The sequence below is a fragment of the Bradyrhizobium niftali genome, from assembly GCF_004571025.1.
Taxonomy (GTDB): domain Bacteria; phylum Pseudomonadota; class Alphaproteobacteria; order Rhizobiales; family Xanthobacteraceae; genus Bradyrhizobium; species Bradyrhizobium niftali.
This window is the reverse complement of sequence record NZ_SPQT01000014.1, coordinates 148,383-161,913: the sequence shown is the minus strand read 5'-3', so window position 1 is coordinate 161,913 and position 13,531 is coordinate 148,383. Positions and strand designations below refer to the sequence as shown.

11 protein-coding genes are annotated in these 13,531 nt (G+C 66.3%); 6 read left to right on the top strand and 5 right to left on the bottom strand.

Annotated features, from left to right (window positions below):
- Positions 1 to 3 precede the first annotated feature (3 nt).
- On the bottom strand, positions 4 to 918 hold the full coding sequence (locus E4K65_RS23805) for a DMT family transporter (protein WP_135176224.1): 915 nt from the start codon (positions 916 to 918) through the stop codon (positions 4 to 6).
- Positions 919 to 1,016: 98 nt separating this feature from the next.
- Here E4K65_RS23805 and E4K65_RS23800 point away from each other — a divergent pair, with 98 nt between their 5' ends.
- Positions 1,017 to 1,880: a LysR family transcriptional regulator gene (locus tag E4K65_RS23800; RefSeq protein ID WP_167771078.1), complete on the top strand. Its 864-nt coding sequence runs from the start codon at positions 1,017 to 1,019 to the stop codon at positions 1,878 to 1,880.
- A 214-nt stretch (positions 1,881 to 2,094) separates the two neighbouring features.
- Here the strand turns inward: E4K65_RS23800 and pdeM are convergent, their stop codons facing one another.
- The 4 genes from pdeM to E4K65_RS23780 all read right to left on the bottom strand — a co-directional run bounded on the left by pdeM (position 2,095) and on the right by E4K65_RS23780 (position 7,974).
- Entirely contained in the window at positions 2,095 to 2,793 is a 699-nt protein-coding gene (pdeM, locus tag E4K65_RS23795) for a ligase-associated DNA damage response endonuclease PdeM (protein WP_135176268.1), read from the bottom strand.
- Between the two features lie 159 nt (positions 2,794 to 2,952).
- Complete coding sequence (locus E4K65_RS23790; protein WP_135176222.1) at positions 2,953 to 5,529, bottom strand: ligase-associated DNA damage response DEXH box helicase; 2,577 nt, start codon at positions 5,527 to 5,529, stop codon at positions 2,953 to 2,955.
- A gap of 173 nt (positions 5,530 to 5,702) precedes the next feature.
- Positions 5,703 to 6,932 carry an ABC transporter substrate-binding protein gene (locus E4K65_RS23785; RefSeq protein ID WP_135176221.1) on the bottom strand — a complete coding sequence of 410 codons (1,230 nt, stop codon included), beginning with the start codon at positions 6,930 to 6,932 and terminating at the stop codon, positions 5,703 to 5,705.
- A 115-nt stretch (positions 6,933 to 7,047) separates the two neighbouring features.
- Positions 7,048 to 7,974, bottom strand: a complete 927-nt coding sequence (locus E4K65_RS23780) for a class I SAM-dependent DNA methyltransferase (protein WP_135176220.1) — start codon at positions 7,972 to 7,974, stop codon at positions 7,048 to 7,050.
- A 135-nt stretch (positions 7,975 to 8,109) separates the two neighbouring features.
- Between E4K65_RS23780 and E4K65_RS23775 the strand changes: the two genes are divergently transcribed.
- From E4K65_RS23775 to E4K65_RS23755, 5 genes are all read left to right on the top strand, one after another.
- Entirely contained in the window at positions 8,110 to 9,147 is a 1,038-nt protein-coding gene (locus tag E4K65_RS23775) for a ligase-associated DNA damage response exonuclease (protein WP_135176219.1), read from the top strand.
- On the top strand, positions 9,144 to 11,021 hold the full coding sequence (locus E4K65_RS23770; protein ID WP_135176218.1) for an ATP-dependent DNA ligase: 1,878 nt from the start codon (positions 9,144 to 9,146) through the stop codon (positions 11,019 to 11,021). The genes E4K65_RS23775 and E4K65_RS23770 overlap by 4 nt, the downstream gene beginning before the upstream one ends.
- 114 nt (positions 11,022 to 11,135) lie before the next feature.
- Complete coding sequence (locus E4K65_RS23765) at positions 11,136 to 11,438, top strand: DUF6460 domain-containing protein (RefSeq protein WP_027542359.1); 303 nt, start codon at positions 11,136 to 11,138, stop codon at positions 11,436 to 11,438.
- Positions 11,439 to 11,469: 31 nt separating this feature from the next.
- Positions 11,470 to 12,204 carry an MBL fold metallo-hydrolase gene (locus E4K65_RS23760; RefSeq protein ID WP_135176217.1) on the top strand — a complete coding sequence of 245 codons (735 nt, stop codon included), beginning with the start codon at positions 11,470 to 11,472 and terminating at the stop codon, positions 12,202 to 12,204.
- Between the two features lies 1 nt (position 12,205).
- The gene (locus tag E4K65_RS23755; RefSeq protein WP_135176216.1) at positions 12,206 to 13,531 is read left to right on the top strand and encodes an MATE family efflux transporter; all 1,326 of its coding nucleotides are present in this window, start codon (positions 12,206 to 12,208) and stop codon (positions 13,529 to 13,531) included.

The window sequence follows — 13,531 nt, the reverse complement described above, 5'->3', positions numbered from 1 at the left end:
CTTCTACGACACAGGCTTCGCGGCCGGCCGCGTCACCAGATAGATGCCGAGCGCGACCGGGATGATGCCGAGCAGGTCTCTCGCCTCGACATGCTCGCCGAGCACGAGGAAAGCGAACAGCATGCCGAGCGGCGGCATCAGGAAATGATAGGCGCTGGCAGCCGTGGCGCCACACACTTTCAGGAGATGAAACCAGAGCCAGTAGGCCAGGATGGAGCCGCCGAGCACGAGGAAGGCGAAGGCGCCGACCAGGCTCGCGGTGAAATCGATCGCATGGACGTCGGCGAAGGTGAGCGCAACCGGCGTCAGCACGATGCCGGCGGCGAGATTCTGCACGCCGTTGCCGATCCACAAGGACCCCTTCGGCGCGAGCAGCTTGAAGAGGATCGTGCCGAGGACGATGGAGGCGAGCGAGGCCAGCGTGAACACGATGCCGTGCAGCGAATCGGTGCCAACCGACAGGCGGTGCCAGACGATCGCCGTCACGCCGATGACACCGAGCAAAAGACCGCTCGCCTTGCGCCAGGTCATGCCTTCGCCAAGGAGCAATGCGGCGAGCGCCGCGGTGAACACCGGATTGGCCGACACGATCAGGCCGCCGAGCCCGGCCGAGACCGATTGCAGGCCGGTGTAGCCGAGCCCGAGATAGAGCGCGTTGTTGGCGATGCCGAGCACGGCGAAGATCGCGACATCGCGCCAGGACAATGACCAGTCGTCGCCGCGGATCAGCGTCGCACCGAGGATCAAGATGCCGGCGAGCGAGAAGCGCGCGGCGAGCAGGATCAGCGGCGGGCAATGGGTGACGCCGATCTTGCCGGCGACGAAGGCATAGCTCCAGAGCAGGCAGAACAGTCCGATAGCGAGGGGCAGCGTGTTGAAGCGGCTGCGGGGAACGGGAATCGAGGGGGCGAGCGACATGGGGGCATTCTCCTGAGCCCTCGATCTAGGGAGCCCGCTTGCCATTTGGAAATTAAATGATTAACTTCCGATCAGTGGATTTTCGAATGGAGGCGCCCATGCTCGATCTCGAGCTTCTGCGCAGCTTCGTCTCGGTCGTGGAGGCCGGCGGCTTCACCCGCGCCGGCGAGCGCGTCCACCGCACGCAGTCGACCGTCAGCCAGCAGATCAAGCGGCTGGAGGAGGATGTCGGCCAGGTGCTCCTGCACCGCGACGGCAAGGACGTGCGTCCCACCGAGGCCGGCGAGCGGCTGCTGTCCTATGCGCGGCGGCTGCTCTCGCTTGCGGAGGAGGCGCGCGACGTGCTGAGCCAGCCCGACAGCGAAGGCGCGATCCGGCTCGGCATTCCCGAGGATTTTGCGGCCTATCGCCTGGCGAAATTGCTGGCAACATTCTCGCGCTCGCATCCCGGCCTGCGGCTCGACGTCCGCGCCGACCAGAGCAAGAACCTCGCCCGCGATCTGGAACGCGGCGAACTTGATCTGGCGCTTTACAAGCGCGAGGCCGGCGAGAAGGGCGCCATCGCGGTGTGGCCGGAGCGGGTGCACTGGGTCACCAGCAAGAGCCATCCGATCGACGCGGGCACGCCGTCGGTGCCGCTGATCGGCTTTCCGCTGGGCTGCCTCTATCGCGCCGGCGCCATCCACGCGCTGGAGAGCGCCGGCCGCACCTGGCACATGGCCTACACGTCATCGAGCCTCGCCGGCATCCAGGCCGCGGTCGCCGCCGGCATGGGGCTGAGCATCCTGTCCGAAATGTCGATCCAGGCCGATCATCGCGTGCTGACAGCAAAGGACGGCTTTGCGCCGATCAACAAGACCGAAATGGCGCTGATGGCGTCACCGGATGCGAGCCCGGCGACGCTGCGGCTCGCCGATCGGCTCGCGGAGTTCTGCGATAACGTGCAGGCGAAGGCGGCCTGAACTGCAGCGACGCTGAAGGTGCGTTCCCTCCCCCCTTGCGGGGGAGGGCTAGGGAGGGGGGTCCACACGGGGACTCTCTCGATAGACGTTTGTGCGACCGCCAAACACACACCTTTTCCTGAGCTACCCCCCTCCCTGCCCTCCCCCGCAAGGGGGGAGGGAGTGCAGTGTGCCTGTCGCGAGAGTGTTCAACTCACAAGGGACGAGCGTGTCCTCAATAACACCGCGACGCGGCGATGGCGTGGACGCGGCGGTCGCCGAGGAGATGGGCGACAAAACCGTTCTCCGGGAAGATCTTTGCAAACGCCGCATCGCGGATGCTGAGGCCGCCGGCATAGGCGCCGAAGGCGGGCATCACGGCGCGCAACCCGTCGCTGGCGAAGCAGCGACGCTCCATCGAACGGCCGCGCGCGGAGACGCGGGCCTTGGGATGGAGATGGCCGGCGATCTCGCCGCACGCGCCGGTCGGCTCGTGGCGGAAGGTGATCGGGCCGATCGCGACTTCGTCGGCGATGGTGCCGCCGAGATCGCGCGGCAGCATCGGATCGTGATTACCCGAGATCCAGATCCAGTCGCGGCCGGATTGGAGTACGGCGACGGCGTCGCGATCCTCCGCGGAGAGGCGCTCATGCGCGGTGCGATCGTGAAAACTGTCGCCGAGCGCGATGACGGTGCGCGGATCATGGCGGGAGATGACAGCAGCAAGCCGGCCGAGCGTCGCGATGGTATCGTAAGGCGGCAGCAGCACGCCGCGGGTGGCGAAGCTCGAGCCCTTTTCCAGATGCAGGTCGGAGACGACGAGCAGGCGCTGCGCTTCCCAGAACAGGGCGCCGGAGAGATCGGCGGCGAACGATGCACCGGCAATATCCAGCGCAAGCGTTGAAGTAATCGATAGTGCCGCCTGCTCCGTCATGGCCGGGCGTAGCCGTTCGAAGAACGGCGTCGCTTCCGCTCGCCTATGCCCGGCCATCCACGCGCTTGCCACGGAGACAAAGACGTGGATGCCCGGGTCAAGCCCGGGCATGACGATGTGGAAAGAGTCGTGCCCCAAAAATTCATTCGCGCGAACAGTCTACGACATCGCCTCTTTGACCAGCTCATCGGCGGCCTCGGCCAACAACTCGTCTGCAGCTTCGCCATAAACTGACTCGCGGCCGATTTCCAGCATCACGGGGACGGCGAGCGGGGAGACGTGATCGAGTTCCCGGTGCGTGATGCGGCCCTGGATGCGGGCCAGCATGCCGCCGAGACGGCGCAGGTCGAGCAGGCCGGTGGCGGCATCGGCGCGGGCGGCGCGCAGCAGGACGTGGTCGGCCTGGTGCTTACGCAGCACGTCGTAGACCAGATCGGTCGAGAACAGCACCTGGCGGCGGCTCTTGTCCTCGCTGGTGAAGCGACGCTCGATCAGGCCGCTGATCAAGGCACAATTACGAAACGTGCGCTTCATCAGCGCGGATTCGGCCAGCCACGCTTCGAGATCGTCCCCCAGCATGTCGGGGTTGAACAGCGCGTCGAGATCGAGCTCACCGTTGCGGATCATGAAGGAGGCATCGCCCAGGCCCCAGATCGCCACCGCATATTCATTGGCGACGAAGCCGAGCGGCCGGGCGCGGCCGCGTTCCAGCCGCCGCGTCAGCAGCATGCCGAGCGTCTGATGCGCCAGCCGCCCCTCGAAGGGATAGCAGATGAGGTAATGCTTGCTGCCGCGCGGAAAGGTTTCGACTAGGAGCTCGCGGACACCCGGCACGCGCGAGACGTCCTTCTGGAGCGACAGCCAGTCGCGCACCTGCTCCGGCAGACCGTTCCACGCGCGCCTGTCGTCGAGCAGGCGGCGCACACGTTCGGCAAGATAGGTCGAGAGCGGAAATTTGCCGCCCATATAGGACGGCACCTTCGGATCCTTGTCGTTGGCGCGAGAGACGTAGACCTGATCTTCGGCCAGGGCCTCGTAGCGCACGACCTCGCCGCCGAACACGAAGGTGTCGCCGGCGGTCAGCCCCTCGATGAAATATTCCTCGATTTCGCCGAGCACGCGGCCGCCGCGCGCGATCGCGCCGGTCGAACCGCTGCCGGTGGAGCGGGAGCGCACCAGCCGCACCTTGAGCATCGGCTCCTCGACGATGGTGCCGACATTGAGACGATAGCTCTGCCGCACCTTTGGATTGGCGACACGCCAGCGCCCCTGCTTGTCCTGCTTGATGCGGGCGAAGCGCTCGTAGGTCTTCAGCGCATAGCCGCCGGTCGCGACGAAATCGACGACGTCGTCGAAATCGCCGCGCGCGAGGCCCGCATAGGGCGCGGCGGTGCGTACCTCGTCATAGAGGTCATCGCTGAAGAATGGCTCGCCGCAGGCACGGCCGAGCACGTGCTGGGCCAGCACGTCGAGCGCACCGGTGCGCAACGGCGGGGTGTCCTGCGCGTTCTCGGCGATGGCGTCGATGGCGGCGCGGCACTCCAGCACCTCGAAGCGGTTGGCCGGCACCAGCACCGCGCGCGAGGCCTCGTCGAGGCGGTGATTGGCGCGGCCGATGCGCTGCATCAGGCGCGAGGAGCCCTTCGGCGCGCCGATATTGACCACGAGATCGACGTCCCCCCAGTCGACGCCGAGGTCGAGCGAGGAGGTGCAGACCACGCCGCGCAAGCGTCCCGCCGACATCGCGTCCTCGACCTTGCGGCGCTGGGCGACGTCGAGCGAGCCGTGATGCAGCGCGATCGCGAGCCCGTCGTCGTTCATGCGCCAGAGATCCTGGAACAACATCTCGGCCTGGCTGCGGGTGTTGACGAAGACCAGCGTGGTCTTGTTCTGCTTGATCAGCTCATAGACCTCGGCGAGTGCGTGACGCGCGCCGTGACCGGCCCAGGGTAGCCGCTCGCGCGTATCGAGCATCTCGACCAGCGGCGGCGCGGCGCCGCCGGCGATCACGATGTCGGCGGCCACTTCCTTGCCATCAGGCTGCGGCACCAGGAAGCGCGCGAGCTGATCCGGCTCGGCCACGGTCGCCGATAATCCGATCGCGCGTATCTGCGGCGCGAGCCGCCACAGCCGGGCCAGCCCGAGCGACAGCAGATCGCCGCGCTTGGACGTCACCAGCGCATGCAGCTCGTCCAGCACGATGCGTTTCAAGGAGGAGAACAGGAACGGCGCGTCGTCGGAAGAGAGCAATAGCGCAAGCTGCTCGGGCGTCGTCAGCAAGACATCCGGCGGATAGCGCCGCTGTCGCTGACGCCGCGACACCGGCGTGTCGCCGGTGCGCGTCTCGACCTTGATCGGCAGACCCATCTCGGCGATGGGACGCTCGAGATTGCGTGCGATGTCGACGGCGAGCGCCTTGAGCGGCGAGATGTAGAGGGTGTGGAGGCCGCCGGCGCGCTGCACGGAACGGCCGGTGGAGACGAGGCTTTGCCTGGCGCTGGCATCGCGTTCGATCGCCGGCGTCGAAAGCTCCACCAGCGTCGGCAGAAATCCCGCCAGCGTCTTGCCCGCGCCGGTCGGCGCGATCAGCAGCGCGCTGGCGTCCTCGCGCGCCTTCTCCAGCAGCGCCAATTGATGCGCGCGCGGCGACCAGCCGCGCCCCGCGAACCATGCCTGGAAGCGGTCGGGCAGCAGCGTGGCCGGCTCGGCCGGGATTTTGAGGATGCGGGGCGGCACGGCATCACAGGTAAGCCGTGGGGGCGGGTTCGTCGAGGGGTGTGGGCTTCCGCAGTCTCGTAGGGTGGGCAAAGCGCAGCGTGCCCACCCTTCGCGCAAGGATACCTGGAGAGATGGTGGGCACGGCGCAAGTGCGCCTTTGCCCACCCTAGGGCCTCTCGTGAGACCTCCCCCTACTCCGTCACCGGCTTGTCGGAGACCCGCCAGTCCTTGCCGTCGAACGTCGAGATGAACAACGTCTTCATTGGGGTGTAGTCGTTGGGCGTGTAGTTGTAGTCGACGCCGTCGAGGAAGAACGGCGAGTGGAAGCCGTTGAGGTTCGCGGCCTGCTTCAGCACGTTCTCGCGCGTGAGCTCGTCGCCGCAGCGGCGCAGAATCTCGCCCATGGTCACCGCCTGACCATAACCGGCATAGGCGATGGTGTTGTCGGGATCGATGTTCGGCAGGTAATTCTTGCGCAGCGTATCGAATGCGACCACATCCTTGTCATTTTCCCAGGGGCCGGGCCCGGCATCCTTGGAATAGCGGATCGCGACGATCCCGGCGGCGTTATCGAGGCCGGCCGCACTGAGGATGGACTTCCCGGTCGAGCCGGCCGACAGCAGCTGCAGCGGCTTCCAGCCGAGCTCGGCCACCTTGCGGATCGACTGCGACGACGCCTTGCCGGTCGAGATGTTGTAGAAGACGTCGGCGCCCGATTTCGAGAGATTGATGAGCTGGGAGTCGACGGTCGGATCGGTCAGATCGTAGGTCTGCTCCATGATCACCTGCGCAGTGCCGCCGGCATCCGCCAGCACCTTCTTGAAGGGACCGAGGAAGTCGCGGCCGAAATCGTCGTTCTGGTAGAGAATGCCGACCTTGGCGTTCGGCTTCACGCTGAGGACGTGCCGCGCCAGGATGCGCGCCTCGGTCGGATAGAGCGGCAGGCCCGCCATCGTCCATTTGAACTCTTTCGGGTTGTTCCACTTCGACGCGCCGGTGTTGAGCAGCAGCTGCGGCACGCCCTTCGAGTTCAGGTATTTGTGCACGGCGGTCTGCGGCGCGGTGCCGAGCGAGCCGTACAGCGCGAGCACCTCCTCCTGCTCGACCAGGCGCCGCGTCGCCTCGACGCATTTCGGCGCGCTGTAGGCATCGTCCATGGTCAGGAACTTGACCTTGCGGCCGTTGATGCCGCCCTTCTCGTTCAGCATCTGGAAATAGGCTTCCCCGACGCGCCCGAGCACGCCGTAGAGCGAGCCGGGGCCGGAATGCGGCACGGTCTGCCCGATCTTGATCTCGGTGTCGCTGGCACCGGCATCGTATTTCTTCTCCGCGGCCCAGACATACGGCGCGGGCAAGGTGGATGCGGCGATGGTGGCGAGCGCGGCGGCGCTGAAATCGCGCCGCGATGGATTCTTGGTCATTATTTGTTTCTCCCTAGCGCGCGCATTGTGCTGGCAACGCAGCTCGGCTCGCAAGTGGGAAGTCGCAGCTTTGCGACGCAATGACGCTCAAATCGCAGGGCGGTAGCGCCTAGACTCAAGTTTTCTCGGCGACGACGACGAGGCCGCGCACCGGCTCGTTGTTCTCGTTGCGCGGCGAGGCCGGCTCCAGGGTGAGGAGCTTCAGTCCGGCTTGCGCGATGGCGTCGCGCACATATTCCGCCGAATGGGCATAGCGCAGGCCTTCGCCGAGAACGATGCCGCTGCCGTCATGCGTCTCCAGCGTGAAGGCAAGCACGCCGCCCGATGCAAGCACGCGCACGGCTTCGGTCAGCACCGGCGCGAGATCGGAGAGGTAGACGAACGCATCCGCGGCCACGACGAGGTTCGCGCTCGCGTCGCCCTTGCCACGCAGGCCCTCGATCATGTCGGCGACCTCGAGCTCGGCGTAGAGACCACTCGCGCGCGCCTCCCTGATCATGCCGGACGACAGGTCGATGCCGATGAAATGATCGACCTGCCTGGCGAAGGCGGCGGCCGCAAGCCCGGTGCCGCAACCGAGATCGATGGTGCGCTTGAAGAAAGCCGGCTTCTTCGCGGCGACGCGCGCGGCCAGCACCGCCTTGAAGATCAGCGCCGGGGCGCGATAGCCGAGATCGTTGATCAGCACGTGCTCGAACCGCGGCGCGTACTGGTCGAACAGGGCCTGCACATAGGCCTTGGGCATCTCCGTCATCTGCACATCGCCGAGCCGTATCAGATGCAGGCCGGCACCATGCTGATCCTCCGGATCGCACTCCCGCGATTTACGAAAGGCCGCGATGGCCTTGTCGCGCTCGCCGAGCTGCTGACGAATCTCGCCGAGCGTGAACCAGGCGGAAGCAAAATTGGGTGCGAGCTCGATCGCCTGCTCCAGCAGGTCGGCGGCGGCAGGCAGATCGCCCTTGAGCTGGAGATCGCGCGCGAACTCGAAGCGGCGGTCGGCCATGAGATCGCCGGAAGAGTGGAAAAGGCGCAGGGGCATTGGGAAACCGAGGTTCGTCATTGCCGGGCTTGACCCGGCAATCCATCAAAATGGAACTCTTTAGGGCGATGGATGCGCGGGTCAAGCCCGCGCATGACGACTTAATTTGAGGCGTCCGCTGACTATATGGTGCACATGCGTCCGCAAGACATCCTGTTGCCAGCTGCTGCCGGCCTGTGCTGCAAGCCCGGCGGCTTCCACATCGATCCCGTGCGCCCGGTCGAGCGGGCCGTGATCACCCACGGCCATTCCGACCATGCCCGCGCCGGCCATGGCGCGGTGCTGGCGACGCAGGAAACGCTGGACATGATGCGGCTGCGCTATGGCGAGAATTTTGCCGGCTCGACGCAGGCGATCCGCTATGGCGAGGAGATCCGGCTCGGCGATGTCAGCGTGAAATTCCACCCGGCCGGCCATGTGCTGGGCTCTGCCCAGATCGCGGTAACGTGCAAGGACACCTGCATCGTCGCCTCCGGCGACTACAAGGACGCGCGAGATCCGACCTGCACGCCGTTCGAGCTCGTCCCCTGCGACGTCTTCATCACCGAGGCGACGTTCGGCCTGCCGGTGTTCCGGCATGGCGATGCGGCCGATGAGGTGAAGAAGCTGCTCGCCTCGGTCGCGCTGTTTCCCGAGCGCGCGCATCTCGTCGGCGCCTATTCGCTCGGCAAGGCGCAGCGCGTGATCGCGCTGCTGCGACAGGCCGGCTATGACGCGCCGATCTATCTGCATGGCGCCATGGAGAAGATCACCGAGTACTATCAGAGCCGCGGGATCGCGCTCGGCGAGCTCAGGCCGGTGCTGGGCGTGAAGAAGGCGGCGCTCGCCGGCACCATCACGCTGGCGCCGCCGTCGGCGACATCCGATCTCTGGACGCGCCGCTTTCCCGATCCGGTCACCGCCTTCGCCTCAGGATGGATGCGCGTGCGCGCCCGGGCGCGGCAGCGCGGCGTCGAATTGCCGCTGGTGATTTCCGACCACGCCGACTGGGACGGCCTCACCACCACGATCGCCGCCACCGGCGCCGGCGAGATCTGGGTCACGCACGGCCAGGAAGATGCGCTGGTGCATTGGTGCAAATCGCTCGGTCTGCGGGCGCAGCCACTCGATCTGGTCGGCTATGGCGACGAGGAGGAGAGCGAGACGCCGCTTCAAGACGAGGCCGAAGCATGAACCGCTTCGCCGAACTTCTGGACCGTCTCGCCTACGAGCCCGGCCGCAACAACAAGCTGCGGCTGATCACCGGCTATTTCCGCGAGGTCGGCGATCCCGACCGCGGCTATGCGCTGGCCGCACTGACCGGCGCGCTCAGCTTCAAGCACGCCAAGCCGGCGCTGATCCGCGACCTGATCGCGTCGCGCACCGATGAGGTGCTGTTTGGACTGAGCTACGATTATGTCGGCGATCTCTCGGAGACGGTGGCGCTGATGTGGCCGAGACGTAGCGCAAACAATGTCGAATCTTTTCCGGGCCACCCCTCTCCCCCACCCTCCCCCGCAAGGGGGGAGGGAGCGCGGCGGAACGCGGCGCTGTCAGCGAGCACAACAGCTAATAGCGAATCCCAAAGTGATGGAGGCACGAGCCTCTCCGTTCCCTCCCCCCTTGCGGGGGAGGGTCAGGGAGGGGGGTACCGCGGGCGAGATGCCAGCGATGCGCTCCACCCAAGCAACCACAACAACCCGCCGCCGCCGACCCTCACCGAAGTCGTCACCACGCTGCGCACGCTCGGCAAGACCGAGCTGCCGAAGCAGCTCGAACGCTGGCTCGACGAGCTCGACGAGACCGGACGCTGGGCGCTGCTGAAGCTCGTCACGGGCGCGCTTCGCATCGGCATTTCCGCGCGGCTGGCGAAGACCGCCGCGGCGGCGCTCGGCGACAAGGACCCGCATGAGGTCGAGCTGATCTGGCCGGGGCCCGCGCCGCCCTATCTCGACCTGTTCGCCTGGCTGGAAGGCCGCAGCGACAAGCCGGTCAATCGCGATCCCGCGCCGTTCCGCCCGGTGATGCTCGCGCATGCGATCGAGGACAGCGATTTCGCCGCGCTCGACCCCGCCGACTACGTCGCCGAATGGAAATGGGACGGCATCCGCGTGCAGGCGGTGGCAGGCCGCGACGACCGCGGCCACATCACGGCGCGACTCTATTCGCGCACCGGCGAGGACATCACGGGGAGCTTTCCGGATCTGGTGCCGTCGTTGCGCCTGCCGGGCGCGATCGACGGCGAGCTTCTGATCCTGCGCGAGGGCCGCGTGCAGAGCTTCAACGTTCTCCAGCAGAGGCTCAACCGCAAGGTCGTCTCGCCGAAGCTGATCAAGGAATTTCCGATCCATCTGCGCGCCTACGATTTGCTCGGCGACGATGCGAACGATTTGCGCGAATTGCCGTTCGCGGAGCGGCGCGAGCGACTTGAGACCTTCATCGGGAGACTTGGCGATCCCCGCATCGATCTGTCGCCCACCGTGCCCTTCGCAAGCTGGGAGGCGCTGACCGCCGCGCGCGCCGACCCCGCAAGCGCAGGCGCCGGCGAGGACGCGGACGCCGTCGAGGGCGTGATGCTGAAGCGGCGCGATGCGCCTTATTTGCCCGGACGGCCGAAGGGGCAGTGGTGGAAGTGGAAGCGCGACCCGCACATCATCGATGCCGTGCTGATGTATGCGCAGCGCGGCCACGGCAAGCGCTCGTCCTATTATTCCGACTACACGTTTGGCGTCTGGACCGAAGGTGAGACTGGCGACGAGCTGGTGCCGGTCGGCAAGGCCTATTTCGGCTTCACCGACGAGGAGCTCTTGCAGATCGACCGCTTCGTCCGCCGCAACACCACCGAAAAGTTCGGCCCCGTACGCCATGTCGTGCACGAGGCTGACAAGGGGCTGGTGCTGGAGGTCGCGTTCGAAGGCCTGCAACGCTCGCCGCGGCACAAATCCGGCGTCGCCATGCGCTTCCCCCGCATCAGCCGCCTACGCTGGGACAAGCCGCCGCGGGAGGCCGACCGGCTGGAAACGCTGGAAAAGATGTTGAAAGCGGAAGCAGTCGAAGTGGAGGCGTGAACCCGGGCCCGATCCGGGATTAAAATCCCGTAAGCCGATTGACGCCCCGTTGCGGGTTCCCCATGTGCCTCGCGGTGCCGTATAATGGGGGTCGAATCCCCGAGGAGTTTCCAGATGGTCCAAGACGTCAGAGATTTGCCGGCCGGCCGCAGCGACGGGCTGAACCGCTTTCTCGGCGGCTCGCCGCTGGCGGTCGCATTTCGCCTGGTCCTGCTCTCGATCCTGGTCGGCGTCGTGCTGGCGGCGATCGGCTTCGATCCCTGGAACATCATCCACAGCATTCGCCTCCTGTTCCAGCGGCTGTGGGATCTCGGCTTCGATACCATCAACTGGCTATGGCGCTACTTCCTGCTCGGCGCGGTCATCGTGATCCCGATCTGGCTGCTGTCGCGCGTCTTCGGCGCGCCGCGCCGCTAAGTCCGGGTCAAGCTCAGGGAGCCCGCAGCCGATGCAACTACGCTTTGTCGGCTGCGGCGACGCCTTCGGCTCGGGCGGCAGGCTCAACACCTGCTTCCACGTTGCAGGGCGCGAAGCCAACTTCCTGATCGATTGCGGCGCGTCGGCTTTGCCGGCGCTGAAGCGGCTCGAGATCGATCGGAACGACATCGATCTGATCCTGATCACGCATTTCCACGGCGACCATTTTGCAGGCCTGCCCTTCTTCCTGCTCGATGCGCAGTTCTCGCGGCGGACGCGACCGCTGACGATCGCGGGCCCGCAAGGCATCGAGACGCGACTGCGGGAGGTGATGGAGGTTCTGTTCGAGCATTCCTCGAAGACCAGGCAGCGCTTCGAGCTCGCCGTCGTCGAACTCGCGCCCGAGCAAAACCGCAAGTTCGGCGCGGTGACGGTGACGCCCTACCCGGTCGTGCACGGCGAATCCGGCGGCCCGTTCCTGGCCTACCGCATCGAGACCGAGGGCCGCACGCTCGCCTACAGCGCCGACACCGAATGGACGGAGACGCTCATTCCGCTGGCGCATGGCGCGGACCTTTTCATCGCGGAAGCCTATATGTACGAGAGGGTGGTCAAGAACCATCTCAGCCTGAAGACCTTGGAACAGCATTTGCCGGCAATCGGCGCAAAACGCCTCGTCCTCACCCACATGAGCGACGACATGCTGTCGCGCCTCGTCGATATCGAGCATCTCGCCGCCGAAGACGGCATGGTGCTCGTGTTCTGACATGCACGCGCCCGTTCCCCTCAAGATCGGATCCCGCCAGGTCTTCGCCATCGCGGGTCCCGCGATGGTCGCGAACCTCACCACGCCGCTGATCGGCGTGGTCTCGACCACGGCGATCGGGCGGCTGGACGATGCCACGCTGCTCGGCGGCGTGGCGATGGCCTCCGTCATCTTCGACTGCCTGTTCTGGCTGTTCGGCTTCCTGCGCATGAGCACGCTCGCCTTCACCGCGCAGGCCCTGGGCGCCGGCGAGACGCGCGAGCTGACCGCCATCCTGATGCGCGGCTTCATCGTCGCGGGCCTGATCGGGGCTGCGCTGATCGCGCTGCAACTGCCGCTGGCGGCCGTGCTGTTCGACCTGATGGGCGGCAGCGAGGGCGTCACGCGCGCCGCCAAGACCTATTTCATGATCAGGATCTGGTCGTCGCCGCTGGCCTTCGCCAACTACGTCATCCTCGGCTGGCTGGTGGGACAGGCCCGCGCCAATCCGGCGCTGCTGCTGCAGGTCGTCATCAACCTCATCAACATGGCTGCGACGATCCTGCTGGTGCTGGTCTACGACACCGGCATCGCAGGCGCGGCGGTCGCCGCACTGCTCTCGGAGACGATTGGCTTCTTGCTCGGCGTGATCGTCTGCCGGCGCTATGCTGATGGCGGCTTTGCGGTGCCCCTCGCCACGCTGTTCGACCAGGCAAAACTGATGCGGCTGCTGGCGGTGAACTCCGACATCATGATCCGCACCGCGGCGCTGATCGCCGTGTTCCTGTTCTTCACCGCCAAGGGCGCGCGCGCCGGCGACGTCACGCTGGCCGCCAACTCCGTGCTCAACAATTTCCTGCTGGTCAGCGCCTTCTTCCTCGACGGCCTTGCCAACGCGGCCCAGCAGCTCTGCGGCCGCACCTTTGGCGCGCGCGATGCAAGAGGTTTTTCGGATTCGACCCGGCTGGTGCTCGCGTGGGGGCTCGGCTTCGCGCTGGTGGTCGCGGTGCTGTTCGCATTGTTCGGAACGGCGCTGATCAATGTGATGACCGCGAGCGAAGACGTCCGGCGGGCCGCGCGCGAGTTCCTGCCGTTCATCGTGCTGGCGCCGGTGCCGGGCGTGTTCGCCTTCGGCTTCGACGGCATCTATGTCGGCGCGACGTGGGCGCGCGAGATGCGCAATCTCATGCTGGCCTCGCTGGCGATCTTCCTCATCACCTGGTGGGCGCTGCAATCCCTCGGCAATGCCGGGCTATGGTGCGCACTGATCGCGTTCTATGTCGCCCGCGGCGGCTTGCAGGGCGCGCGTTATCCGGCGCTGTATGGAGCGACGTTTCCGAAATCGTAG